This is a genomic window from Methylophilus sp. DMC18 (genome assembly GCF_056314005.1).
Map to the genome: position 1 here is coordinate 93,613 of NZ_JBQUZE010000003.1, position 23,814 is coordinate 117,426.

The window sequence follows — 23,814 nt, forward strand, 5'->3', positions numbered from 1 at the left end:
TCATCGTATACTTGAGCGTTCATGACAATATTCTGTTCTGGTTGAGGGGGTCCCCATGTCCTGGTTTCGGCGCTTGATGGTGTATTTGCTGTGCAGTGTAACCTGTTTGCCCGCCCTGTGCCGGGCAAATCTCGCCTCTGGCGATTATGCCTTTGAGGTCAATGTTGGTGGTGAGACGCGCGAGTATCTCGTGCATGTGCCCAAGCAGGTCGGCGCAGGCCAGGCCTTGCCCATGGTGCTGGTGCTGCATGGCGGGATGGGCAATATGCAGGTACAGGCCACCGAACGGTTTTATCACCAGATTTCTGCGGCCGAAAAACATGGCTATATTGCCGTGTTTCCTAATGGTTACAGCCGGTTGCCGGGCGGCAAGTTCGCCACCTGGAATGCCGGTAACTGTTGTGGTCCAGCGCTCAAAAAACAAAGTGATGATGTGAGTGTGATCCGGGCCATGATTCAAGCCATGCAGCAAAAGACAGCCATTGATGCCAACCGCATTTTTGTCGATGGCATGTCCAATGGTGGCATGATGTCTTATCGGCTGGCCTGCGAGTTGTCAGACACCATCAGTGCGATTGCGGCTGTCGCCGGGACAGACAATACCAGGCAATGTCTGCCCAGCAAACCGGTGGCGATTTTGCATATTCACGCCAAAGACGATGACCATGTCCCATTCAATGGTGGTCCGGGCGAGAAATCCATGACAGATGTCAGTTTTAATTCGGTGCCTGCCACTATACAGAAATGGGTAAAGCTCAACCAGGCCAATCCACAGGCGGAGCGTATCCTTGAAGTCAGCGGTGCCTATTGTGAGGTGCATCGTGGCGGGTTGGCGCCCGTGCAGCTTTGTGTCACCGACAGTGGCGGACATGCCTGGCCGGGGGGCAGCAAACCCCGTGGTGGGGAGGCTGGATCAACGGCGATTGACGCCAACGATGTGGTCTGGGCCTTTTTCAATGCCAATGGCCGCCATTAAGCCTCCGTCGGCATGTACGCCGCGCTGGGCTGTTTATGTTAAAACGGGATGCTATAGCCGACGTAAGCCATGGGTTGTATGCGTGTTTCTGTGATCGGGCTGTCGTATTGTTCATCACTGAGTCGGGTGATGAATGCACCAAAAAGCAGTGAGTGATTCGTCATCACAGGCATCATGCCATTGATGCCTGCCTGCCATTCAACGCCGGATCCCGCGCGGTAAAACGGCCGACTGGCGTTGACTTCATTGTTGCGCACCCCAAAGTAATAGTTGTTGAATTTCTGGCTGTTCCAGGTCGCCCCCACCAGGCCGTTCAGGCGCAAGTTTGGCGACCTTAACAGGCTCTTGATGTATTGCACCTGAAACTGCTGGCCGTTACTGTTGCCACTGGCATCCGTGGTCCATTGCGCATTCAATGTGCCATAGTCTGTTTGCCAGCGGAGCAGCGGCCCAACAAAAATCGAAAAGTCGCGGTCATCCATGCCGCGCGTACGGTCGCCCTTACTGGCATCCCAGCCAAACTTGGCCTCGGCAGACAGGCCAAAGCGTAAGCGTTTATCCTCGCTATCCACTAACCAGGCGCCCGCTTGCAGGGCATTGATAAAAAAACGGTCGCCATAATTCGCGTTAATAATGGGCAAGACCAGCGCGCGGTATTCATCCGAGCCAGAGGTCTTTGGCAGGACGCCAACGCCAATCCCATACAGGTTTTGTGCTCTGGGCACGGCAGTTTCTGTTTGCCGGTCTATGCGGGATTCGGCAGACGTAAGGGGACTGAAGAAGGTGATGGCCATACAAGTGCCAACCACGGGCAATGCGCGATGAAAGTTCATGGTGTGTATCCGTATATTATTTTATGTTGATGGCATGAGCGCTTAACTGCTGATTTAGTTCCCGCATGCCATACAGGCTTTTTCGTCTGCAGCCCCAAAACCAAAATGATTGACCATGGTCACATCGCTGCAAAGAGGAGAAAACACATGCGACCTATACATATTCAGCTGGCTAAAACATTGACCTTTATGGGCGCGCTGCCTTTTGCGGGCGCCGTGGTGGCGCAAATGCAGGGGATGGCGCATTATCATACCGGCTATCTGGCGCTGACCTATGGCGCCGTTATTATCTCATTTTTATGTGGGATACACTGGGGCTTGTTTTTGAACCATGCCCAAGACACCCGCCTGAATTTGCTGGTCACCAGCAATTTGCTGGCCCTACTTGCCTGGGCTACCCTGTTTTTTGTGGTGCCGGTCACCCAATATCTGGTGCAGATCGCCGCCTTTATCGTTTTATGGCTGATAGACCGCAAGCTGGTGGCTGAGGGGCTGATTGAACGCTGGTTTTACCAGTTGCGCACACAAATCACGCTGCTGGTGACAGTGTGTTTGTGCGCGATGCTGGTGTTGCAGTTTTAAAAGCCAGGCCAGCGTCAGATTAGACCGGCTCAGGGACTGGCTTGCTTTAAGGCCTGGATTTGTTGCGTGACTTTTTCGCCTTGTTCCGGGTCTATCGCCTGAATCGCTGGCTGGATAGACTCTAATGTCGCCAGATCTTTTTGCACAAAAGCGACTCTGGACAGCGCAAGCATGGCATCAACATCGCGCTGGTTAAGGTCATAGGCTTTTTTCAGGTCCTGCTCTGCCTGCACATAATGCTGCAAGCCTTCTTCCGCCAGCCCCAAAAAATACCAGGCATCGGCAGAAGCCGGTTCTTGGCCCGTCCATTGTCCGGCAATGATTTTCAAATCACGCCAGTCTGCATTTTGGTAGGGAATTACCACCTGCATGAAATAAGGCCGTTGTTCCAGCGGCAACGCCCAGAAAGGGACATCATTGGTTTTGAGTGACGTGGTTTCAGGCGCCGCCATCAGCTCCTTGATCCACTCGACCGGTAGGCTGTAATAAAACGCTGGTTGGCCCGGGCTTTTGAACGTGGTCAGGCCAATCAGGTTGTAGTGCTGGTCAAACAAGGCGCCGCCGCTAGAGCCCATGTAAAAAGAGGCGTTCGAGCGCACAATCAGGCTGCCATCAAACGGATAAATGCCCTTGATCGCGCCATAAGACAGCTGGGGCACTGGCGCACCGGCTGGAAAACTCATGCTAAAGACTTCTTCTTCATATTGCAGGCTTTGACTGTCTCGCATGGGGATGGGTTTGAATGGCAGCGGGTCAAACTTGAGCAGGCAGACATCGCGCTTCCAGTTGGCTTTCAGGCCTATCGGCTGATAACCATCTCTAAATTTGGCGATATTCACACCTTTGCTATTGGCAATCACATGACAGTTGGTCGCCACGTATTCGGGGCTGACCACTACACCAGAGCCCCTGCCGTTTGAGCCATCCGGCAAATCGGTGGTGACCATGACAATCGAGTGTCCGAGTTCCAGCGTATCAACAATACTGGGCTGAGCATTTAAAACATTGGTCAGCAAAAGCAAGCTGGTGAGCAAGATTGACTTCATAACCCCTCTATTCTTTATTTAGGTCTGTCGGATAGTTTAGTAAAAAATTCTTAAGCGGTAAGACCTGTCAGGATCAAAAACGTTTTCGGGGCGGTACGAGTAAGCATTTTCTGACAGGCAAATCAGCGGCAGCCTACGGCTAAGTGCGGCGCTTACCATTAAGATGGTGCCTGACTCAACCTTCAAATATTGAGCATAAAATGCATTCCCACAAATCGTACATGCTTCCCAAACTGATTTTCCTCAACATGTTGGCCTTGATGATGATTACCTTTGAACATGAAGCGCCTGCCGATAACCGTTATTTTCTTAAAGCTGTGAATGCAGGTGAAGGGGCTAAGCCTGAGCCTGAGCAGCGCGTGCAATTGGCTGAGGCTAGTGACGCCATGGCTGATGCCGCACAAGCCACGCCAGTTCAAGCCACACCCGGTAAGGTGGAGTCTGCAAGAAAAGCGCCGGTAAAACGGCGGCTGGTCAGCCACAAATCTTCACCCAAGGCTAAAGTCATGCTTCAACGCGCCAGCTATCAAAGCAACTCCCCTTTAGGGTGCTGCTTTAGAGGCAATTACAGTTAACACGACCGTTTTAAAGTCGGCTATGTAAAAGATTTTGAACATTTTCCCCGCACAATACTCAAGCTCCCACATGGGGGCTTTTTTGTTGCCGGACGTTATTTGATCTGCAAAACTTGATGAATCTGATTGCATGACCTTGTTGCAGGCCAGGGCAAGAGCCAATACACTGAACACTTGTTAATAAGAATATCAATCGCCTATGTTCAAATCCTTTTTTCCCGACTCCCGCTGGTTCTGGCCGTCTGTCATTCTGTGGGCAATGGTCTGTTGCGGCATATGGTTCGAGTATTCTTCTGCCATTGGCACGGCATTGGGTTTATCCATGGTAGAGAAGGAGCCGGTGATCGGACTCGGGCATTTTGTCACTGACCCGTTCAAGCTGTTTTATCTGTATTACCTGGTGAGCGTCGCGATTTTTGCGCTGATGTGGTTCAAGCTTAAACCTAGCCGCTGGCAATGGTGGTCGATTGTCGGTAGCGCGTTTATTTTGTTCTCGACCTATTATTCTGTGCAGGTATCGGTAGCGCTCAATAACTGGCGCCGGCCTTTCTTTGATGCGGTGCAAGCGGCGCTTTCGCCCAACTCCAAGGTCACGACCGCGCAGTTGTATATCCTCATGTTGCAGTTTGCCGAAATCGCGTTCGTGGCCATTTTTATTTATGTCCTGACTCGCTTTTTTGTCAGCCACTATATTTTCCGCTGGCGTACGGCGATGAACGATTTTTATACCCACCAGTGGCCGCAGGTGCGCAACATTGAAGGGGCATCGCAACGGGTACAGGAAGACACTATGCGCTTTGCGACCATCATGGAGGGCCTGGGCGTGTCTATGGTGGAGGCGGTGATGACCTTGTTTGCGTTTTTGCCGGTGTTGTGGAGCTTGTCTGCGTATGTAAGTGAGCTGCCCGTGTTTGGGGCGGTGCCTGCGCCGCTGTTCACGGCGGCAATTGCCTGGTCTGTGTTCGGTACCTTTTTGTTGGCTGCGGTCGGGATTAAGTTGCCAGGCCTGGAATTCAGAAACCAGCGGGTAGAAGCCGCGTATCGTAAAGAGCTGGTGTATGGCGAAGATGACCCGGCACGCGCGCAACCTGAGACGCTAAAAGCCTTGTTTCTGGATGTGCGTAAAAACTACTTCCGCTTGTATTTTCACTATATGTATTTCAATGTCGCGCGCAGCCTGTATTTGCAGGCGGATAATATCTTTGCCTACTTGATTCTGGTGCCTACCATTGCTGCGGGTAAAATCACGTTTGGTATTTTGCAGCAGATTCTGACGGCGTTCTCACAAGTGAGTAACTCGTTTCAATATCTGGTCAACTCCTGGACCACCATTGTCGAGCTGCTGTCGGTTTACAAACGGTTGACCGCATTTGAAGCCGCCATTAAACACGAGGCCCTGCCTGAAATCGAACGCAGCAACGCTTAGTCGGTTGCAAGCTGGATATCGCAGGTGACCGCCTAGCGGCTCACCTGCAAATGGTCAAACTTGGGCCGTTGCTCGCGCATGAACTCTGCCAGCGCTTCATCCGACAAGGGCTTGCTGTAATAATAGCCCTGGCCGACATCGCAGCCGCTGTGCAATAAAAAGCGGTGCTGATACTCGTTTTCTATGCCTTCTGCGGTCACTGATTTATGCAAGCTTTTACCCAGATTGATCAATGCCAGCAGGATATTGCCATTGGTCACGCTTTGTTCCAGGTCCTGCACAAACGCTTTGTCAATCTTGAGTTCGTCAATCGGATAGTTTTTCAGATAGGCCATATTGGAGTAGCCGATGCCGAAGTCATCAATGGCAATACAAACGCCCAGGCGTTTGAGTTGCTCCAGTGTCCGCGTAAACATGGCTTCATCCTTAAAGCGCGCATTCTCGGTCACTTCCAGCGTAATCAAGTGTGGCGGGACGCGTTCCTGCCGTAAGACCCGCTGCACCGTCTCCACCAGGTTGCCGCGCAAAAACTGGATAGGCGAGACGTTGACCGCAATCGGCACCAGATAGCCCCATTCGGTTTGCATGGCTTTGATTTTCTTGCAGGCAGTCTGCAAGACCCACTCACCAATGGCAAAAATATGGCCGGTTTCTTCGGCCACCGGAATAAACTGGTCAGGCGGGATCAGGCCGCGCTCCGGGTGCTGCCAGCGGATCAGGGCTTCCAGGGCGCTGATATTGCCGTGCTGCATATTGATTTGCGGCTGGTAATACAGCATGAGTTCTTGCCGTTGCAGGGCATGTCCGAGGCCATATTCAATTTCGTTACGTTCGCCCAGTTGCTGTGCCAGGGAGCCACTAAACATTTGCACTTTATTTTTACCGGCATTTTTAGCGCTATACAGTGCAGAGTCGGCGCACGTCAGCAAGGTATCAATGTCTTGGGCATGGTCCGGGTAGATGCTGACGCCAACGCTACAAGTCATGTTAAACACATAGTCGCCAATGGCAATCGGTTGCGAAATGGCTTCCATCACGCGTGACAGCAAGGGTTGGGCATCTTCTGCCGAGCGCATGCCGGGGTAGAGCATGACAAACTCATCGCCGCCAAACCGCACAATGGCATCCGTCGGGCGTGTACTCTGAATCAGCCGTTGCGCGACGTTCTCCAGCAGCTTGTCACCGGCACGGTGGCCCAGCGTGTCGTTAATGAGTTTGAAATGGTCGAGGTCAATAAAGGCAATCGCTATTTTGTAGTGAAACTTGTCGGCTTCCGCAATCAGGCTGGCCAGTTTGCCACTGAAGGCATGGCGGTTTAACAACCCGGTCAGGTTGTCTGTCACCGCCAGTTGGCGGATTTGCAACTCATAGTTTTTACGGTCGGTGATGTCTTCGACCGTGCCCTCGTAGTAAAGAATACTGCCTTGTGCATCATAGACGGCATGCGCGTTTTCCGAGATCCAGATGGTTTCGCCATTCAGCCGGTAGACTTGCGACTCAAAATTCTGCACACGCCCCTGCAGGCGGATGGCTTCGGTAAAGTCGTGACGGCGGCTGTCTTCTACATACAGTTGCGTGCTGATATTGTTGAGGTCGCTGATCAGCTCCGCCGGCGAGGCATAGCCATAGAGCTTGGCCAGCGCCAGGTTGGCATTCAGGTAGGTGCCAGATTCTGTGGTTTGGAACATGCCTAGCGTCGAGTTCTCAAACATGGAGCGGTATTTTTGCTCGGTGCTGTAGAGCGCCTGCTCAATGCGTTTGCGTTCAGTGATGTCTTGAATAATGCCTTCAAGGGCGACGGGTTTGCCCTCGGGATCAAAGACGCCACTGCCGCGTTCGGCCACCCAGCTGATTTCGCCATCGGCACGCACAATGCGGTATTCAAGTGCAAACCGTTGTTTGCGACTGACCGCTTCATGAATGATTTTGCGCGCCTGTGCACGGTCTTCAGTGTGCGTGATCCGTTCGTAGGACTTGACCTTGTTCAGGATCAAGTCTTGCGGAGCATAGCCGGTCAGCGACTCACAGCCTTTGCTGACATAAATCATGGTCCACTGATCATCATACAGGCAGCGGTATATCATGCCATCCAGATTATCCAGTAGCGTATCCAACAGCCGTTGTTGCTGTGAGGTCATTAAGGCATCGACGATTTGTGTTTGCATCATGTCCCAGTTGATCTGGCCACGCATTACAGCATCGCCTGTTCAGTTTGCCTTTGCTGGCCGATAGTGACTTTTTCCCACAGGCTTTGGGCATTGATCAGGGTCAGCATGCTTTGCTGGGCGAGATTGGCAATGGCAATGCCGGGGTTGTTGCTAATCCCCTTGAAAAAAGTATTCATGGGCTGAATCTGGTTGGGGGCAAGGTAAGGAATCTCGCCCAGCGCCGAGACAAAGACCCCGAATTTGAGGGCGACGGCCTTGTCTTCAATCACCACAATCTGCCGGTAATCGGTAAAGTAGTGCGCGTGACCCAGCATGCGCGCCAGGTCGATAATAGGGATGACCTGATCGCCATAGGGGTGCATGCCCGCTATAAAGGGCGCCGACTCTGGCAGCGTGCGTAACTGCACTTCGTCAATCGCTTCGCGGACAAAGCGGGCCTCTATCCCTAGCCAGCTGTTGCCGACATAAAAGGTTGCGTACTCCTGGCTGTCTTCAGCATTTTGCAGGAACAGGTTAGGGTTAAATTTGTTGTGGATGACCTGCGACTCTGCCGTGATGCGCTGGTTGATTTCGTTGACATTGCCGAGTGGGGTAAAGATCAAGGCAAAGACTTTATTCCGGTAGTTGTCTTCTGCCCCCTTGAATTCACGATAACCATACGCCGCATGCACCCCCACCGCATAGTAGGTGTGATGGTAAATGGCAATATCAAACAGTCGCTGGCCTTCGTTGAGTGTGCTGATTTCCGGCATCAATGCAAAGTCATCGCCGGTGACAAAGTCTGCATGCGTGCTGGAGATCACCTTGAGCTGCTCGTTGACAAACAGCGTAAAGCTGCCGCTGACCGGGGTATCGGTTTTGTCCCGTGGAATCACATCACGGAGCATGGCCTGGAATTGCGGCTTGCTGTCAAACACAATGCCTATGCCACCGACAATACTGTTGCCATCCAAATGCCGGATCGGCGCTGCGTAAATATAGGTTGCCTGATGGTTGTACAAGGGCGTCGGTTCAAACTGCGACACCACATAGTCCTGGCTTGAAGTGCAGCTGCGCGTGCGGCCTACCCATTCTTCGGTGAGCTGGCTGTCGATCAACTCATTGTAACGTGGGTTGGACACTGCAATCACCGTGCCTTGCCGGTCAAAGACGATCAGGTTGTCGTAAACAGTATACAAGCCATTGATGTAGCGCAGAATTGAGCTGATCTGGTTTTTATCCTGTGCAGAGAGCTGGGCATTACCCAGGCACTCTCTGAAGACGTGGGTGAGTGCCCACCAACGGACGTCATTCGCTCGCTCGTACAGGTTGCGGTCCATGATCTCTACCGCCAGCTGCGCATAAAAACTGGAGTTTTCGAGCATCACCGAGACCACGGTCTGATACAGCTCAGAGACCATGCCCTCAATAATTTGCTGGGTTTTATGTCCGGTATTGCTGATCTCCGAGAGCAGGCTCTTGGAGAAGTTCTTTTGCTGGGTGTTGACGTAGTTGCTCTGCCAGATATTGCCGTTCCACACCGACTGGTTCAGCTTGCTCTGAATGTTGGCCGCCTGTTTTGGAATATTCAGCAGGCTTTCAGAAAAAATCAGCGGGCTGCGCATCACCTTGCGCAAGATTTCCGCATCAATATTGCTGATCATGCCCTGCATGCTCTGGTTGAATGCATACTCAAGCGGAATCATGGCTTGTCCCAGCCAGCCTGGCCCTGAGTAGCCTTGATAATTCTCGGCCTGCTTGGTGACACACAGGTATTCACGGCCCGCAAATCGCGCCACAAACCAGTCCTTGTCCGTGTCTGCACAGAGGGTGATGCCAATGGGGATTTGGTGTGGATCGCTAGAGGCAATCACGTGACGATGCTCATCCAGCAGGATGCCTATGGTCCAGTCCGAGCCAGAAATCAGGTTTTGAAAAATGGTTTGCAGTTCGTTCACAAACTTGAAGCACAAGCACAGGACGCCTAAAGACCGCAGGCCATCACTGCTGCGCACTTCATGCGCATACATCAGGGATTGGTAAGGTTTGCCGTTGATTTCCGTTTCATAAAAATACTCGACATACGGCGCGCTGGATTGTGCTGCCAGCTTGAAAATTGCGTGTTGGTCTACCAGCGTCTGCTGGGAGGCATCCAGCTGATGCAGCAAGTTGCCCGCCATATCAAAAAGGGCAATATTTTCGTAGACGGTATATTTCTTTTGATATTCCTGAAAACGGTGCGTGATACGCGATTGCTCATGCGCCGTGACTGCGCCTGCCGCATGTTTTTCAAGGTAGCCCCTGACATCATCGTCGGTGGCAAAAAAGCCGATATCCGCCGTGCGTTCAAACAGGTTGCGGATCAGCAGGTTAATGACCTCAAATGCCTTGGATGTCAGCTGTGCCGCCGTTTTGTGCAAGGTTTCTTCTGACAGGTGGCGTAACACGGCATTCGAGATTTTGTTGAATGCCGTGCGTGTTTCTTCCATTTCGGAGCCTGTGCCAGACAGTTGCGCCATCAGCGCAAGACTGTCCCAGGCATTTTGTAGCTGGTAGATGTGTGAACGGAAATCGTTGACCTTTTTAAAATGGCTGGCGAGCTCTTCAGTCAAAGGTTGTGGGTGCATATATTTCTAGTGTTCTTCCATGATTGCAATTAATTCCGCCTATTTATAGCAAGAATGGTTCCCATTTAGCGGGGTCGAATTGCAAAACAATGGCAAGAAAAATGCTTTTATTTAAATATTAAAACCTGAGGGACATGATTTCGCTGGTGATTGGTCAAATAAACGCTACCTGCTTTGCGCGCATGCCTTGTGTTGGTGCGCAGTTGGCTAAAATGGTGCACGCGTGTCTGGTGTTTTTCATGTCAAAATAGGCCTTCCTTTTTCCTGAGTTCGCCAGCGCATGATTAATACCATGATAGAAATCCACAGTGTGTCGGAAGCGATCCGTGATGCGGTGGCGCCCGTGTTTTTACTCACTGGCATCGGGTCTATTCTCGGCGTGTTAATTGGCCGCCTGGGCCGCTCGATTGACCGTGCCAGGTTTTTAACCGATACGCCGGAGGAGAAGCGTGAGCGGTTCAAGGATGAGCTCAAGATTATTGTCAGGCGCACCAAATGGCTACGCCGGGCGATTGGCCTGGCCACGTTTGCCGCCTTGTGTATTTGTGTCTCCATCGCCAGCATGTTTATTTCGGTGGAAACCGGCTTGCGCTTGCCGCACCTGGTGATGGTGTCGTTTATTATCTCGATGGCGTCACTGATATTGGGACTGCTGTGTTTCTTGCGCGAGATTGTGCTTGCCTCACGCGAAGTGATCGTGCCGTATCAGCAATTGGAAAAACCGGCGCGCAAGCAGGCGGGCAAGTCCTAGCGGTAAAGTGCGCGGATCACGTCGGTTTGTGTCAGCAGGCCGACCAGTTTGTTGGAGGCATCCACCACGGGCAACAGTTGCAAGTGATGGCTGGTCATGAGCGGAATGGTATGCATGAGATGCATCTGGGCCTGGATGGTGATAGCTGGCGTGGTCATGATTTGGCCGACAACTTCCGCTTTGTCGCTATGGGTGGTGGGTGACCAGCGGATCAGTCGCTGCAGGGCAGGCCCCACTTCGCGATAACTGCTCGCCTGGGCATGCCGCAAAAAGTCTGACAGGCTCAATATCCCTATCACCAGCTTTGCCTTGTTGACTACAGGCACCGCAGGTTCGGTCTGCGCCAGCATGGTGTGCCAGGCGGCTTCCAGAGGGTCGCCATATTCAAAGGTGGTCTCCACTGGCCGCATGATCTGTTCGCAGGTAATCGCCTCCAGTTTACGGTGGTAGGCAATCAATTCGGTTTGCTCAAGCAGGTGTTGTAATTGCGAGGGGTGAATGTCCAGCACTTCGTGAGACTGCCCCAGTGCCTGCTGCAAATCTTCAGGCGTGAATCCAAACTGGTAGCGCATATGCGTGGGCGTCGCTGCGGCATGGTCATGATCCGCCACCGGGTATCGATAGCCGGTCAGACGATGGTAAATCCAGGCTGTGAGTACCAGTAACAGGCTGTTTGCCAGCACCGGCCACCAGATAAAGCCAAAGCCGAGTTGCCAGATTGGTTCGCCGCCCAACACGGCAGTCAGGGCCACCGCGCCGCTAGGCGGATGCAGGCAACGAAAGGCAAACATCAACGCAATGGCCGACAGCATGGCAAGCGCTGCGGCGGTGACCGGAAAATCTGGCAACCATTGCGCAAACAATACCCCGCTTAAGGCGGCAAGCGTATTGCCTGCCAGCAAGGCCCACGGTTGTGCCAGCGGGCTGGATGGCAAACAAAACAAAATGACAGCGGAGGCCCCCATGGGCGCAATCAGGAACACAGCAGTATGCCAGTCTGCAGCTGGCGCTTCTGCGATGACCAGGCCGGCCATCCCGCCAGTGAGCAAAATCCCCAGGCCCGCGCCCAGCGCCGCCCGTGCGTAATCGCGCAACGACCCGGTCATGCGCCGCGGCCAATAAGGCTTTAAAAAACGGGCGAGGTTTGCCATTCCAATTCAAAAAAGCAAAGACCGCAGTGTAACACGGACCCTTTTTAGGGGTGATGTTGGTGTGACGATGAGCGGGAATTTCTCCCGATACAATTCGGTTACAAAAATTCGGAAACTTAGGCCCTGTTTTAAAGCTCATAAGCGCTGAATGGTCCTGCAAGAAAGGACACAACTTGATTGATGCAGAAGAAAGGAAACTGTGATGCAATCGTTCTTACAATCAAAATTGACGCATTGGGTGTCTGTGCCTTTGGCCGTGGCAGCACTGTTTGGTGCTGGCTACTGGATGAAAGGCTACACGCTGGTGAATCATGCGCAGGCGACTGCGCCGGTGTCGGCCAAAACCATGACCGCGCCAAGTGCTTATATCACGCTGCCTAACTTTGCCAGTATCGCGTCTACCCAGGGCGCTGCAGTGGTGAATATCAGCGTCAGTGGCACCGTGAAAACCGCCGGGATTCCGGGCATGGATCCTAGCGACCCCATGTTTGAGTTATTCCGCCGGTTTCAGCCCAATATGCCACAAACCGAAACGCCGATGAATGGCCTGGGTTCAGGCTTTATCGTCAAGTCTGATGGCGTGATCCTGACCAATGCCCACGTGGTGGATAAAGCCGATGTGGTGACCGTCAAACTGTCTGACAAGCGTGAGTTCCAAGCCAAGGTGGTCGGCGTGGACAAGCTGACCGATGTGGCGGTGCTGAAAATTGATGCCAAAGATTTGCCGACTGTCCGTATTGGCAGTACCAAAAGCAGCAATGTGGGGGACTGGGTCGTGGCAATAGGCTCGCCCTTCGGCTTTGACAACACGGTGACGGCAGGCATTATCTCGGCCAAATCCCGCGCCTTGCCAGACGAGGGCTATGTGCCTTTCCTGCAGACTGACGTGGCTATTAACCCCGGTAACTCTGGCGGGCCGCTCTTCAACCTGAATGGTGAGGTCATTGGCATTAACTCGCAAATTTACAGCCGTAGCGGTGGCTATCAGGGCCTGTCATTTGCGATCCCGATTGATGTGGCCATGGGCATTGAGCAGCAGTTGCTCGAAAAAGGTAAAGTCAGCCGTGGCCGTCTGGGCATTGGTGTGCAAGCCATTAACCAGGATTTAGCTTCTTCATTTGGCTTGCAGGCCCCCAATGGTGCCCTGGTCAGCAATGTCGAGAAAAATGGCCCTGCGGATAAAGCCGGCCTAGAACCTGGCGATGTGATCTTGAAGTTTAATGGTCAGAGCATAGACCGCTCCAGCGACTTGCCGCCCATGGTGGGCAGTATCAAGCCGGGCAGTACGGTCAGCGTTGAAGTCTGGCGCAACAAACAGCTCAAAAAACTGACTGTGCGTATTGATGAAATGCAAACCGCGCAGGCAGACCCTGCTGCAAGCATGGATAGCAAGCAAGCCAGATTAGGGGTGAGTGTGCGCCCGCTCACTTCGCAAGAGCTGGCGCAGACGCAACTTAAGCAGGGCTTGCTGGTGGAAGAGGTGGGTAAGGGTCCTGCCGCCAATGCCGGCATCCAGCCAGGTGACGTCATTCTGGCCGTTAATGGCGATCAGGTGAAAAGCGTCAGCCAGTTGCAGGACAAGTTAACGCAAAACAGCAAGAATGTAGCGCTACTGGTCATGCGTGGGGACAGCAAACTCTATGTTCCCGTTAAAATAGGTTGATTCACGTGTTGCTTCCTTAGCCATTTGCCCCGCAGTTGCGGGGCTTTTTTATTCAGGCAGCGGTGTAGACGCCAAAGCGTTTAACAATTCTGCCAGACTGACCTTTTTGCCCGGTAAAATAACAATATGCAAACATTTCAAATCACCCCCATCGAAGACCAGACCCTGCAAGCCGCGCTGGCCCAGCAGATCAACCAAAAAACCAAACCCTTAGGTGCTCTTGGGCGGCTGGAAGCCCTGGCCATGCAACTGGGGCTGATCCAGCAAACCGTACATCCGGTGTTGCAGCAGCCCACCATGCTGGTGTTTGCGGGCGATCATGGCATCGTTGCCGAAGGCGTCAGCCCTTATCCGCAAGCGGTGACGGCGCAAATGGTGTTTAACTTTTTAAATGGCGGCGCCGCCATCAATGTGTTTGCGCGCCAGCATGGGTTTGAGTTGCATGTGGTGGATAGCGGCGTCAATGCCGTATTCGCCCCGCACCCCAAGTTGATTGATGCCAAGGTGGGCATGGGCACCGCCAGTTTTCTGCATCAGCCAGCGATGACGGCCGAGCAATGCGCTCAGGCGATTTACCGCGGCTCGCAAATTGCCAGGGATGCCATTGCACAAGGTTGCAATGTGCTGGCACTAGGCGAAATGGGCATCGGCAATACCTCCAGCGCCAGTTGCCTCATGAGCGTGTTGTGTGGCTTGCCCATGCATCAATGTGTGGGGCGTGGCACCGGTGTCAGCGACAAAGGGTTGCAGCACAAACTGGCTGTTCTCACTTCTGCCTTGCAAGCGCATCATGTGCCTGCCAGCGATCCTCTGCATGCATTGGCCGTTTTTGGCGGCTTTGAAGTCGCCATGATGGTTGGGGCATTGCTTGCCGCTGCCGAAGCCCGTGTCACCTTGCTCATTGATGGTTTTATTGCCACCTCGGCCTTGCTGGTAGCCGCCAAGCTGTATCCGCAGGTGGTCGACTATTGCGTTTTTGCACATTGCTCTGACGAAAGTGGCCATGGCATCATGCTGGCACACCTCAAGGCGCAGCCCTTGCTGCATTTGTCTTTGCGTCTGGGTGAAGGCACCGGCGCCGTACTGGCTTATCCCTTGCTGCAGTCTGCCATCGCCTTTCTCACCGAAATGGCCAGCTTTGAGAGTGCTGGCGTCAGCGAGCAAGTGCAGTGAAATCGCAATGGCGTTCCTTTTTGCTGGCCGTGGGCTTCTTTACGCGTATCCCGGTGCCTGCACTGCCTGATTTTAAAGAAAGTGATCTGAATCAGGCGGCCCGCTATTTTCCGCTAGTCGGCCTGTTGGTGGGCTTACTGGCCGCCATGGTCTGGTGGCTGGCGCACGGGCTGTTCAACCCGGCATTGGCCGTGTTGTGCAGCATGGCTGCCACCATCCTTGCCACAGGCGCCTTTCATGAAGATGGCCTGGCCGACAGTGCGGACGGCTTGGGCGGAGGCATGACGCGCGAGCGCAAGCTGGAGATCATGCATGACTCTCGCCTTGGTAGCTACGGCGCCATTGCGCTGGTGGGCATCTTGCTGTTCAAGTTTGAGGCTTTGTCTGCGCTTGCGCCCGCCATCTTGCCGTTTGCACTGATTGCCAGCCATGCCCTGAGCCGACTGGCGGCGGTGTATGTGATGGCGACGGCCAACTATGTGCGCACTGCGGGCAAGGCCAAACCGCTAGCCACCACGCTGACCCGGCAGGATATTGTGTACGCCAGCGTCTTCGGCCTGCTGTGCTGGCTGGGCTTCGCCCTGATGCTGGGCATCAATCAGTCATTGATGGCTGCCGGACATTTTTTACTGATCACCAGCTTGCCTGTGCTTGTGGTCTGGCAGATGTGGCGGCAAACGATGTTACGACAGATTCAAGGGTATACCGGCGATACGCTGGGTGCGACACAGCAACTGACTGAAGTCGCTTTTTATTTGGGCCTGCTGGCCTGGGAGCGCTTGGCATGAAATTGACGTTGGTGAGACACACCAGTTTACAAATCGCTGAAGGCATCTGTTACGGACAAAGCGATGTCGATGTCTCGGCCAACTTTCATCACGAGTTGGCCAGCGTGCAGCAAAAGCTGCAAGTCGATGCTTTCCACGCGCTCTATACCAGCCCTTTGCAGCGCTGCCACAAACTCGCACTGGGTCTGGCCCACGGACTGGGGCATGCCGGAGACATTCAGGCCGACGCACGCCTCAAGGAGCTGCACTTTGGCGAATGGGAGATGCAGGCCTGGAACGATATTCCGCGTGAGCGATTTGATGTCTGGGCCCAAAACTATGCCGAACTTTCGCCGCCACAAGGCGAAACCTTTGCCCAGTTACAGGCGCGCGGTGTGGACTTTTTGCAAGAGATACAAGCCCGCCATGCCGGTGAACATGTGCTGGTGGTCACCCACGGCGGCATGATACGCGCGCTGATTGCGCATGTGCTGAATATGCAACTCAAAGGCTTGTTCCGGTTGCATATCGATTACGCCAGTTTGACCCGCATGGAATTTTTCGGGGACATTCCCAAAATTACGTTTGTGAATCGTTAGTATCAGGCTTGTATCACCTGCATGCACGCTCTCCATGTGGGTCACCACGCTGCGCCTCAAAAAACAGTCTGTTCTGCCATTGGCCGGAGGGGAATCCCGCTTCGTCGCTGTCTGACCAAGCGTGGGCTAGCGTACAGTCGGGGCTTAAAAAGGCTGCGACACTCTAAGGCCCTAAACGCAAACACTTGGTACAAGTGGAATGGAGAACAATGAATACAGTCAAAGCAAGTGACATCAAGCCGGATATGTCGGTGGTCTGTTCGCAAAACAATGAGTTTGCCAAGGTCGACCATATGGAAGGTGAGCAAACGATTAAATTAATGAAGGATAAAAGCGGCCAGCACCACTTTATCCCGCTGAGCTGGGTCGTTTCAACAGAAAACAATCAGATTCAGGTAGATCGCTCTGGTGAGCAAGCCATGAAGGATTGGAAAAGCTCGGCATCGGCCAACTAAAGTAGTGTAGCGCATCGTCTTGCATCTCTTGTTGGCATCCGCCGCGGGGGATGTTTTTTTGTGTGGGGCGACAGCGTCCGAGGACGCTCCGGCATGCGTAGCCGCTTATTTTTTGTCTTTGCCAATCTGGTTGCCAATGATGCCACCAACGGCTGCCCCACCCACCGTACCCAGTGCACCTCCACCCGTCAGCACTGCACCTGCCACACCGCCCATACCAGCGCCAATCGCTGTACTTTTATCTCGTGTGGTCATGCCACTGCATCCTGTCAGCAATATAAACAGTATGGCAGCCAGCAGCTTGTTGCTTTTGTGATTCATCGTATTCATGTTGAGACCTCTTGAGTCAGGGTTGAGTAAGCGTAGACAAAGAGCTTATCTCCGCATCAACACCCGGTCTGTGCGCTAGCTGTAGATGCAGTGGCTGACCATGATTCCGGTGGCTGCCCGCTAAGCGCGCTAACGCACAGACCCCGGGTGCATTCATTCCAATAATGGCAGCAATCAACACGCAGCTTGTGTTTTCAGCATGGCCGGGCAGGCGTGATGCAATCGTCACCTGGCTGCAGTTAAAAAATTGAGGAGCAGGGAATGAATCGTTTAGCAATCAGGCATATTTTTATCGCCGGGCTGTGTGGTCTTGCCGTGACCGCCTGCAATGACCCCAAGAACGCACCGGATGTGGGTAAGGAGATAGACCAGGCCGTCGAAAGTGCCGAGCAGCGTCTGGGCCAGGCCCAAGACCCACTGGAAAACAAGACGGATGCCGCAAAGGAAGCGCTCTCTGATACGGCTATTACCACTAAGGTTAAAGCTGCGTTTCTGGCCGAGTCCAGTATTGCCAGCATGGATATCGCGGTCAGCACCCTCAACGGGGTCGTTACTCTGAATGGGGTGGTCACTTCGCTGGCCAGCCGCGATAAGGCTGTGGAGATTGCGCAAGCGATGCCCGAGGTGAGCAAAGTCGATAATCAATTGAAGATACAGTAGTTTTTTAACAGAGACAAAACTCAGGCGCGGAGATGCGCCGGGTTCATATTGAAAATCACTCGAAACCATACAGCGGCAGAGTGCACGCTCACGCATGACCAGATTGATGCCTTGCGTGACAACATCACGCACCAATAAGCGCACTTGCTGACGCTGCCTACGGAGAAGACCATGACCATGATACAGATTTTGATCCTTGTTTTTATATTGATGCTGATTGGTGCCTTGCCGCGCTGGCCACATAGCCAGAACTGGGGCTATCTGCCCAGCGGCGGGCTGGGGGTGATATTGCTGGTGTTGCTCATCTTGCTGTTGACCGGACGGATTTAATTGACTGACAACATGTCGCGTGGCCAGGCTTGCGCACTGGTTCATGCAACCCATTTTTACTTACTTAAGGCATCGTATGCATCCTGCTGTCATGAATGTTCCGCTTAAAACTATCGCTGTAGCCACCTTGTTATCCCTGAATATCGGCATGGTACATGCCGGGCAGATGTATCAGGGCGACTGGTATGTGTTACCGGGTGCCAGCAGCATGCGCACCGATGACCAGCTGGATGCCAAACAGCATGGCGGCGGCTTTTTTATCAAGCTGGGCAAGGAGCTCTCGCCTGACTGGGATGTGCAGGGCGGTTTTACTTACAATCGCGTGGCTGAAGATACCGGTATCGCCGGCGTCGGCGGGCATTACAAACAAATCACCCTGGGTGCTGACGTGTTATATCTGTTCAGCCGTCAGGCGCTACGGCCATTTTTACTGATAGGCGGCGGCGTCGCACGTAATAATGTGGATTACAGCAATCTGCCTGGCTTGCATCATGAAATGCGCACCTCCTGGATGGGCAATGCCGGTTTGGGCGCGCAATGGATCATCAGCGATCGCTTTGGCGTACAGGTGGATTGGCGACGTCAATGGTCAAAGTCTGATGCCCATGCACCGGGTACCAGCGTGGATACCTCAGGCACCATTGCTAACGATCTGTTCAATATCGGCGGCATGTGGCGTTTTGGCGCACCGCCGCCGGCCATCCTAGCTGCAAACGACATGCCGCCACCCAATGCCCCGGTCACACGCCCCATGCCACCAGCCACACAAACTGAGCCCAGAACAACGGCGACTCTCCCGGTCGCCGCGCCGCCTCCTGATTGCAAAGCCCAGTTTGAAACAATTACGCTGTCGGCAGAAAAGCTGTTTGATTTTGATAAAGCCCAGATGCGTGAAGGCGCAAAACCATTGCTGGATGACGTGGTGAGCAAGTTAAACGCGCATCCTGAATTTGAGCTGGTGATGGTGACCGGCTACAGCGATCGCATCGGCAAGCAACAATACAATCAGCGGCTTTCTGAACAAAGAGCCAATCAGGTCAAAGACTATCTGGTGCAGGCAGGCGTAGCGTCCGGCCGACTGAAAAGTGTAGGCAAAGGCGAGGCCGATCCCAAAGTCAGCTGTCAGGGCATACATGGAGAGCCACTGATTCTATGTTTGCAACCCAATCGGCGCGTGGTCATCGAAGATCAGGCACAGCACCAGTTGCCTGACCGGCCCGGGTGCTCTTAACGCCAAGGCCTCCATGGGGCAGGGCGGGCCGCCGACGCCTACTCTTGGGTGGCCTGTTAACCTGAGCGGCAGCAGCGTCACGTTGCCAGCATCGCCACCTGAATGTGTCAGGTGCGATTCCCAAGGTCGGTTTTGTAAACCCGTTAAGACGCTAGGCGGTGCTTAATAGCTCAAATACCTTGTCGCCCTCGCAATGCGCCACGTTAAAGCGCAACCACGATGAAGGCTCCTGATACGGTCTGAACAAGTTGCCAGGGGCCAGCATGACGTTCTGTCTGGTCGCCAGACTGGCGATTTCGGCCGCCTGTCTGCCATGGCCCAGGCTGGCCCAGACGAACATGCCTCCGGCCGGTTCGGTGTAAAGCGTCAGCCCGCATTGCTCTAGTGCCTGAATGACTTGCCCTCTTTTGACTGCCAGGCGGTTGCGTACTTTCTCCATATGCTTGCGATACCTGCCCTCCACCAGGATTTGGTACATCACGCGCTGGTTGATTTCAGAGCTGGTCAGCCCTGTCAGGAGCTTGAGGTCTAGCAGCCTGCGCGCCAATTCTGCCTGGCAGGCGATAAAGCCCACACGCAGGCTGGCAGAAATGGTTTTGGAGTAACTACTGACATAAATGACGCGGTTGAGCTGGTCCAGGGCGGCGAGCCTGACCGCCGTCTGTGGGTGAAAGTCACCATAAATATCGTCTTCCACCAGATAAAAACCATATTTTTCTGCCAGCTGTAACAACTGGTGTGCCACCGCCAGGCTGGTGCTGGTGCCGGTCGGGTTATGCAGCACGGTGTTGGTGAAAAACAGCTTGGGCTTGTGTATGTGCAACAGCTGCTCCAGCTGTGCGATATCGGGACCATGGAGTCCGCGCGGCACGCCAACAATCTGGGCGCCCATGGATTTGAGCAGGCCAAATAAGGTGTAATAGCCGGGATCATCCACCAGCACCACATCGCCCGCTTTGATCATGAGTCTGGCGATCAGGTCTAGCCCATGCGAAGCGCCGTTGGTGATGAGCAGTTGCGAGGCCTCAGCGTGGATACCGATCTCGCCCAGGATTTTTTGGGCGAGCAACTGCCTGAGCGGTAAATAGCCGCTGACGTCGCCATAACTGGTTAAAAAACCGCCAGACTTTCTGGATAATTCATTCAGGCTTTTTTGAATGACTTTTTGATCCAGCCAATCCTTGGGTAGCCAGCCGCAGCCCGGCCGGATCGCCTCTGGCACATCCCTGAACGTGTTATGCAACAGCCACAATACATCATCTGCCCGCTCCAGATAAGACGTGTCCGTTACCGCCGTTTGCAAGGGGGTGACGGGCGCCACATAAAAGCCAGAACCGCGCCGCGACAGCAGGTAGCCCAGCGCGACCAGGCGATCATAAGCATCGACCACGGTAAAGCGGCTGACCCCATGTTGCGCGGCAAAATCACGGATAGACGGCAGGCGCGCACCGGTGCGTAGCACCCGCTGTGCGATCTGTTGCTGGATCCCGCTGACAATTTGCTCAACCAGTGGTATCGGTTCAAGCGGGTTAATGGTGATTAGCGGCTGTGTGACTGGCATGGTAGATGGGCCTGTACAGTTTTGTAGATTGATGCATAAAGTGTATATGTAGTGTACTGGTTTTGGCGATTACGATCACGCTGTCTTTCATCAAGGAGCGTCATCATGTCTTTGGTTCTGAGTAGTGTGCTGGTGCTGACACTACTGGCTGCATGTGTGATCCCTGCACATCCCTTTCACCAACAAGCGCTATCCCCCAGCCAGCCGCCGGTATGCCTGCAAAACCTGACTCGCCCTCTGGGGTGCGACCCTGGTAACCGAACACGACAGGCGGCTGTGATGGTCAGGGGGCAGGTGTTGTGGGTATCGCCTGTCACCAATCAATCGCAGGTCACAAGTCAGTCACAGGCTAAGGCTCAGTCGCAGGATGAATCAAATGTATCTCCCTAAACATTTTTCTGCACCGAGTGACGAAGCCCTGCTGTCATTGATCCATCGCTATCCTTTTGCGACATTGATTGCATCGTTGCCGACCGGACTGGAGGTGAACCACCTGCCGCTGTCTTTGCAGGCCGGTCGCTTATGCGGGCATTTGGCGCGTGCCAATCCGCTTTGGCAACACTGGCAACAGAATGCGTCAGCGCAAGCCGTGATGGCGGTTTTTCATGGTCCGCATGCGTATGTTTCGCCCTCCTGGTACCCCAGCAAAACGCAGCGTGGAAAAGGGGTGCCTACCTGGAATTACATGGTGGTCCACGTGCAAGGTCAATTACGGTTGATTGAAGAGGCGGATTGGTTGCGCGAGCATTTGCGGGCGCTGACTGCGCAGCATGAGGCCGAGTTTGAACATCCGTGGCAGCTTGAAGATGCACCGGCTGACGATATTGAGCGGATGATGCAGGCGACCGTGGGCATCTCGATAGAAATCATGCAACTGACTGGCAAATGGAAGGTGAGCCAGAATCAGCCGCTGGAGAATCAGCAAGGCGTATGGCAGGGCTTGCAGGCAAGTGAGGCACCGCATGCCAGGGACCTGGCTGCCATTGTGCAGGCGGTGAATGGGTTAAACGGCAAGTGATCCTAGCGCCTGCGCCAACCGCGGCCAGTCGGCCTCAGAGGGCAATCCAAACCGTAGCGCTTGTGGCGCGGCAAAATAACGCGTCCACACACCATATTGGGCCAAAGACTGGTGAAACTGGTGCGCACAAGGATGTTGCACATATTGAAATAAATCCGTGCCGCCGTAAGGGGTCAGTCCATATTGCGTAAGCAGTTGCGCTAAGTTCGCCGATTGCACAGGCAACTGTGCACGCATCTGTTGCTGCCATGACCGATCCGCCAGGGCTAACTCGGCCAGGTATTGGCTGGGGCCGGCAAGGGTCCAGGGGCCAAGCAGGGCGGCCACTTGCGCCAGGGCCGTAGGCTCCCCCAGTAAAAAGCCGACCCTGAGCCCGGCCAGTCCAAAAAACTTGCCTAGTGAACGCAACACCCATAACCCTGCCTGACCGCTCTGGCTGGCGAGGCTGTGTTGTGGCGTGCTGTCCATAAACGCTTCATCCACCACCAGCCAGCCGCCCCGCCGCGCTAATGCGGCATGCCAGGCAAGCAGTGTCTTAGCGGCGTACTTCTGGCCGGTCGGGTTGTTGGGGTTGCAGACCACTAACACCTCGCATTGTTGCAACAGGACGTCGTCTGGGGACTGTTCAAAAAAGTGCACTTGGTGGCCAGCTTGTTGCCAGGCATGTGCGTGTTCCTTATACATGGTGCGCGGCATGGCGACGTGGCAAGGCGCGCGCAAACGCGGCAACACTTGCAGGGCCGCTTGTGAGCCCGCACAGGCGAGCACATGCGGTGCGCCGTAATAGGCTTTTGCCATGGCGTGCAAACTGTCCGCCGCAGCAGGCAGCCGATGAAACAAGTCGGCAGGCAGTGCGGCGATCGGGTAATGTTGCGGGTTGATGCCGGTCGAGAGATCCAGCCAGTCGGCCAGTGGTCTGTCGTATTGCTGCGCCGCTTGCTGCAGATTGCCGCCGTGCTCAAGCATAGGCTAACCCTCCAATCAATAGCGCCACCATCAGCCAGCTCAGCATGCCATTGCGCACCAGTTGCAAGGCGCGTGGGATATCCTCGGCGGTGGGCGGTGTGTGGGTGCCCAGGCGTGGGCGTTCATGCCATTCGCCATGGTAGCGGGCGCGCCCGCCCAGCTGCACGTTGAGTGCGCCTGCCCCTGCGGACATGACCGGGCCTGCGTTCGGGCTATCCCATAACGGTGCCTGGGATCGCCAGGATTGCCAGGCAAGGCGGGTGTGTCCGAGCAATGCATAGGTGATGGCTGTGAGGCGGGCCGGAATGTAATTCAATACATCATCCAGCCGTGCGGCGGCCCAGCCAAAATAAAAATAACGTGATGTTTTATAGCCCCACATGGCGTCCAGCGTATTCACAAGGCGGTAAGCCAGCGCGCCCGGGCCGCCCGCGACAAAAAACCAGAACAGGGCGCCGAATACACTATCGTTGCCATTTTCCAACACGGATTCTATGGTTGCGCTGACCGGCTCTATCGCCTCCACATCGCGGCTGACCATATACGAGGTGGCAAGCTGTGCCTGCTTAAATTGCCCGGCTAGCAAGGCCTGATAAACAGCCAGCCCATGCTGGCGCAAGCTGCGCTGACCAATGGCAAAATACAGGCAATACACATGCAATGCGAGCGCGAGCCAGACGGAGACTTGCATCAGTAATACCACCGCAATCAGCACTGGCAACACCAGCAGGAGCACACCAACGATACCACTGATATATTGGCCGCGTAACGGTTGCCTAGATAAAGGATTCAACCGTTTTTCAAGCCTGGACGCTAACCAGCCAAAACCGACTAATGGGTGCCAGCGCCTGGGTTCGCCAAGCCAGAAATCGAGCAGCACCGCGCCACAGGCAAGCCCGGCGAGTGTGAGATAATCAGGGGATGGATAAGCAGGCAGTGAAAACATT

At 54.2% G+C, this 23,814-nt stretch carries 24 protein-coding genes; 15 read left to right on the top strand and 9 right to left on the bottom strand.

Features of this window, described 5'->3' with window-relative positions; all coding sequences use genetic code 11:
* Positions 1-55 precede the first annotated feature (55 nt).
* The gene (locus ACT53G_RS07325) at positions 56-976 is read left to right on the top strand and encodes a CE1 family esterase (RefSeq protein ID WP_476169085.1); all 921 of its coding nucleotides are present in this window, start codon (positions 56-58) and stop codon (positions 974-976) included.
* Positions 977-1,014: 38 nt separating this feature from the next.
* Here the strand turns inward: ACT53G_RS07325 and ACT53G_RS07330 are convergent, their stop codons facing one another.
* Positions 1,015-1,809, bottom strand: coding sequence for a MipA/OmpV family protein (locus ACT53G_RS07330; protein ID WP_379074314.1), 795 nt, complete (start codon positions 1,807-1,809; stop codon positions 1,015-1,017).
* Positions 1,810-1,956: 147 nt separating this feature from the next.
* Between ACT53G_RS07330 and ACT53G_RS07335 the strand changes: the two genes are divergently transcribed.
* Complete coding sequence (locus ACT53G_RS07335; RefSeq protein ID WP_194748867.1) at positions 1,957-2,391, top strand: DUF3429 domain-containing protein; 435 nt, start codon at positions 1,957-1,959, stop codon at positions 2,389-2,391.
* Positions 2,392-2,420: 29 nt separating this feature from the next.
* Here ACT53G_RS07335 and ACT53G_RS07340 read toward each other — a convergent pair whose 3' ends face one another.
* A complete protein-coding gene (locus ACT53G_RS07340) occupies positions 2,421-3,437 on the bottom strand; it encodes a trypsin-like peptidase domain-containing protein (protein WP_194748866.1) in 1,017 nt (338 codons plus the stop codon).
* Positions 3,438-3,637: 200 nt separating this feature from the next.
* Between ACT53G_RS07340 and ACT53G_RS07345 the strand changes: the two genes are divergently transcribed.
* Positions 3,638-4,012, top strand: a complete 375-nt coding sequence (locus ACT53G_RS07345; RefSeq protein WP_194748865.1) for a hypothetical protein — start codon at positions 3,638-3,640, stop codon at positions 4,010-4,012.
* A gap of 199 nt (positions 4,013-4,211) precedes the next feature.
* Positions 4,212-5,438, top strand: coding sequence for a peptide antibiotic transporter SbmA (gene sbmA / locus ACT53G_RS07350; protein ID WP_275357771.1), 1,227 nt, complete (start codon positions 4,212-4,214; stop codon positions 5,436-5,438).
* Positions 5,439-5,470: 32 nt separating this feature from the next.
* On the opposite strand, the gene ACT53G_RS07355 is transcribed toward sbmA, so the two are convergent.
* Both ACT53G_RS07355 and ACT53G_RS07360 read right to left on the bottom strand, forming a co-directional pair.
* Positions 5,471-7,630, bottom strand: a complete 2,160-nt coding sequence (locus ACT53G_RS07355) for a sensor domain-containing protein (RefSeq protein WP_476169086.1) — start codon at positions 7,628-7,630, stop codon at positions 5,471-5,473.
* Positions 7,630-10,212 (bottom strand): chemotaxis protein CheW, encoded by a 2,583-nt coding sequence (locus ACT53G_RS07360; protein WP_476169087.1) that lies wholly within the window; start codon positions 10,210-10,212, stop codon positions 7,630-7,632. The genes ACT53G_RS07355 and ACT53G_RS07360 overlap by 1 nt, the downstream gene beginning before the upstream one ends.
* 292 nt (positions 10,213-10,504) lie before the next feature.
* Here ACT53G_RS07360 and ACT53G_RS07365 point away from each other — a divergent pair, with 292 nt between their 5' ends.
* Complete coding sequence (locus ACT53G_RS07365; RefSeq protein ID WP_275357768.1) at positions 10,505-10,963, top strand: DUF2721 domain-containing protein; 459 nt, start codon at positions 10,505-10,507, stop codon at positions 10,961-10,963.
* Here the strand turns inward: ACT53G_RS07365 and ACT53G_RS07370 are convergent.
* Complete coding sequence (locus tag ACT53G_RS07370) at positions 10,960-12,069, bottom strand: HPP family protein (protein WP_476169088.1); 1,110 nt, start codon at positions 12,067-12,069, stop codon at positions 10,960-10,962. The genes ACT53G_RS07365 and ACT53G_RS07370 overlap by 4 nt on opposite strands.
* Positions 12,070-12,316: 247 nt before the next feature.
* Here ACT53G_RS07370 and ACT53G_RS07375 point away from each other — a divergent pair, with 247 nt between their 5' ends.
* The 5 genes from ACT53G_RS07375 (at position 12,317) to ACT53G_RS07395 (ending at position 16,771) form a co-directional block, all read left to right on the top strand.
* On the top strand, positions 12,317-13,777 hold the full coding sequence (locus tag ACT53G_RS07375; protein WP_313985187.1) for a DegQ family serine endoprotease: 1,461 nt from the start codon (positions 12,317-12,319) through the stop codon (positions 13,775-13,777).
* Between the two features lie 126 nt (positions 13,778-13,903).
* Positions 13,904-14,950, top strand: a complete 1,047-nt coding sequence (gene cobT, locus ACT53G_RS07380; protein WP_476169089.1) for a nicotinate-nucleotide--dimethylbenzimidazole phosphoribosyltransferase — start codon at positions 13,904-13,906, stop codon at positions 14,948-14,950.
* On the top strand, positions 14,947-15,738 hold the full coding sequence (locus tag ACT53G_RS07385) for an adenosylcobinamide-GDP ribazoletransferase (protein ID WP_194748858.1): 792 nt from the start codon (positions 14,947-14,949) through the stop codon (positions 15,736-15,738). The genes cobT and ACT53G_RS07385 overlap by 4 nt, the downstream gene beginning before the upstream one ends.
* Entirely contained in the window at positions 15,735-16,316 is a 582-nt protein-coding gene (gene cobC, locus ACT53G_RS07390; protein WP_476169090.1) for an alpha-ribazole phosphatase, read from the top strand. The genes ACT53G_RS07385 and cobC overlap by 4 nt, the downstream gene beginning before the upstream one ends.
* 209 nt (positions 16,317-16,525) lie before the next feature.
* A complete protein-coding gene (locus ACT53G_RS07395; RefSeq protein WP_194748856.1) occupies positions 16,526-16,771 on the top strand; it encodes a DUF2171 domain-containing protein in 246 nt (81 codons plus the stop codon).
* Between the two features lie 105 nt (positions 16,772-16,876).
* On the opposite strand, the gene ACT53G_RS07400 is transcribed toward ACT53G_RS07395, so the two are convergent.
* Positions 16,877-17,101 carry a glycine zipper 2TM domain-containing protein gene (locus ACT53G_RS07400; RefSeq protein ID WP_476169091.1) on the bottom strand — a complete coding sequence of 75 codons (225 nt, stop codon included), beginning with the start codon at positions 17,099-17,101 and terminating at the stop codon, positions 16,877-16,879.
* 261 nt (positions 17,102-17,362) lie between these two features.
* On the opposite strand from ACT53G_RS07400, the gene ACT53G_RS07405 reads away from it, so the two are divergent.
* The 3 genes from ACT53G_RS07405 (at position 17,363) to ACT53G_RS07415 (ending at position 19,322) form a co-directional block, all read left to right on the top strand.
* Positions 17,363-17,761 carry a BON domain-containing protein gene (locus ACT53G_RS07405; RefSeq protein ID WP_476169092.1) on the top strand — a complete coding sequence of 133 codons (399 nt, stop codon included), beginning with the start codon at positions 17,363-17,365 and terminating at the stop codon, positions 17,759-17,761.
* 171 nt (positions 17,762-17,932) lie between these two features.
* Complete coding sequence (locus ACT53G_RS07410) at positions 17,933-18,091, top strand: DUF3309 family protein (RefSeq protein ID WP_275357757.1); 159 nt, start codon at positions 17,933-17,935, stop codon at positions 18,089-18,091.
* A gap of 76 nt (positions 18,092-18,167) precedes the next feature.
* The gene (locus ACT53G_RS07415; RefSeq protein ID WP_476169093.1) at positions 18,168-19,322 is read left to right on the top strand and encodes an OmpA family protein; all 1,155 of its coding nucleotides are present in this window, start codon (positions 18,168-18,170) and stop codon (positions 19,320-19,322) included.
* A gap of 151 nt (positions 19,323-19,473) precedes the next feature.
* Here the strand turns inward: ACT53G_RS07415 and ACT53G_RS07420 are convergent, their stop codons facing one another.
* Positions 19,474-20,883: an aminotransferase-like domain-containing protein gene (locus ACT53G_RS07420; protein WP_275357754.1), complete on the bottom strand. Its 1,410-nt coding sequence runs from the start codon at positions 20,881-20,883 to the stop codon at positions 19,474-19,476.
* Between the two features lie 105 nt (positions 20,884-20,988).
* Between ACT53G_RS07420 and ACT53G_RS07425 the strand changes: the two genes are divergently transcribed.
* Both ACT53G_RS07425 and ACT53G_RS07430 read left to right on the top strand, forming a co-directional pair.
* Positions 20,989-21,273 carry a hypothetical protein gene (locus ACT53G_RS07425; protein ID WP_476169094.1) on the top strand — a complete coding sequence of 95 codons (285 nt, stop codon included), beginning with the start codon at positions 20,989-20,991 and terminating at the stop codon, positions 21,271-21,273.
* Complete coding sequence (locus ACT53G_RS07430; RefSeq protein ID WP_476169095.1) at positions 21,260-21,901, top strand: FMN-binding negative transcriptional regulator; 642 nt, start codon at positions 21,260-21,262, stop codon at positions 21,899-21,901. The genes ACT53G_RS07425 and ACT53G_RS07430 overlap by 14 nt, the downstream gene beginning before the upstream one ends.
* On the opposite strand, the gene cobD is transcribed toward ACT53G_RS07430, so the two are convergent.
* Positions 21,887-22,867 (bottom strand): threonine-phosphate decarboxylase CobD, encoded by a 981-nt coding sequence (gene cobD / locus ACT53G_RS07435; protein ID WP_476169096.1) that lies wholly within the window; start codon positions 22,865-22,867, stop codon positions 21,887-21,889. The genes ACT53G_RS07430 and cobD overlap by 15 nt on opposite strands.
* Complete coding sequence (cbiB, locus tag ACT53G_RS07440; RefSeq protein ID WP_476169097.1) at positions 22,860-23,813, bottom strand: adenosylcobinamide-phosphate synthase CbiB; 954 nt, start codon at positions 23,811-23,813, stop codon at positions 22,860-22,862. Before cbiB ends, cobD begins: the two co-directional genes overlap by 8 nt.
* Position 23,814: the final 1 nt, after the last annotated feature.

Coding starts and splice junctions, on each gene's coding strand:
- ACT53G_RS07375 (WP_313985187.1), top strand. CDS start 12,317: ATGCAATCGTTCTTACAATCAAAATTGACGCATTGGGTGTCTGTGCCT.
- ACT53G_RS07410 (WP_275357757.1), top strand. CDS start 17,933: ATGACCATGATACAGATTTTGATCCTTGTTTTTATATTGATGCTGATT.
- ACT53G_RS07370 (WP_476169088.1), bottom strand. CDS start 12,069: ATGACCGGGTCGTTGCGCGATTACGCACGGGCGGCGCTGGGCGCGGGC.
- cobC (WP_476169090.1), top strand. CDS start 15,735: ATGAAATTGACGTTGGTGAGACACACCAGTTTACAAATCGCTGAAGGC.
- ACT53G_RS07330 (WP_379074314.1), bottom strand. CDS start 1,809: ATGAACTTTCATCGCGCATTGCCCGTGGTTGGCACTTGTATGGCCATC.
- ACT53G_RS07405 (WP_476169092.1), top strand. CDS start 17,363: ATGAATCGTTTAGCAATCAGGCATATTTTTATCGCCGGGCTGTGTGGT.
- ACT53G_RS07335 (WP_194748867.1), top strand. CDS start 1,957: ATGCGACCTATACATATTCAGCTGGCTAAAACATTGACCTTTATGGGC.
- sbmA (WP_275357771.1), top strand. CDS start 4,212: ATGTTCAAATCCTTTTTTCCCGACTCCCGCTGGTTCTGGCCGTCTGTC.
- ACT53G_RS07345 (WP_194748865.1), top strand. CDS start 3,638: ATGCATTCCCACAAATCGTACATGCTTCCCAAACTGATTTTCCTCAAC.
- ACT53G_RS07325 (WP_476169085.1), top strand. CDS start 56: ATGTCCTGGTTTCGGCGCTTGATGGTGTATTTGCTGTGCAGTGTAACC.
- ACT53G_RS07400 (WP_476169091.1), bottom strand. CDS start 17,101: ATGAATACGATGAATCACAAAAGCAACAAGCTGCTGGCTGCCATACTG.
- ACT53G_RS07365 (WP_275357768.1), top strand. CDS start 10,505: ATGATAGAAATCCACAGTGTGTCGGAAGCGATCCGTGATGCGGTGGCG.
- ACT53G_RS07360 (WP_476169087.1), bottom strand. CDS start 10,212: ATGCACCCACAACCTTTGACTGAAGAGCTCGCCAGCCATTTTAAAAAG.
- ACT53G_RS07355 (WP_476169086.1), bottom strand. CDS start 7,630: ATGCGTGGCCAGATCAACTGGGACATGATGCAAACACAAATCGTCGAT.
- ACT53G_RS07415 (WP_476169093.1), top strand. CDS start 18,168: ATGCATCCTGCTGTCATGAATGTTCCGCTTAAAACTATCGCTGTAGCC.
- cbiB (WP_476169097.1), bottom strand. CDS start 23,813: ATGTTTTCACTGCCTGCTTATCCATCCCCTGATTATCTCACACTCGCC.
- ACT53G_RS07420 (WP_275357754.1), bottom strand. CDS start 20,883: ATGCCAGTCACACAGCCGCTAATCACCATTAACCCGCTTGAACCGATA.
- ACT53G_RS07425 (WP_476169094.1), top strand. CDS start 20,989: ATGTCTTTGGTTCTGAGTAGTGTGCTGGTGCTGACACTACTGGCTGCA.
- ACT53G_RS07395 (WP_194748856.1), top strand. CDS start 16,526: ATGAATACAGTCAAAGCAAGTGACATCAAGCCGGATATGTCGGTGGTC.
- cobD (WP_476169096.1), bottom strand. CDS start 22,867: ATGCTTGAGCACGGCGGCAATCTGCAGCAAGCGGCGCAGCAATACGAC.
- ACT53G_RS07430 (WP_476169095.1), top strand. CDS start 21,260: ATGTATCTCCCTAAACATTTTTCTGCACCGAGTGACGAAGCCCTGCTG.
- ACT53G_RS07340 (WP_194748866.1), bottom strand. CDS start 3,437: ATGAAGTCAATCTTGCTCACCAGCTTGCTTTTGCTGACCAATGTTTTA.
- cobT (WP_476169089.1), top strand. CDS start 13,904: ATGCAAACATTTCAAATCACCCCCATCGAAGACCAGACCCTGCAAGCC.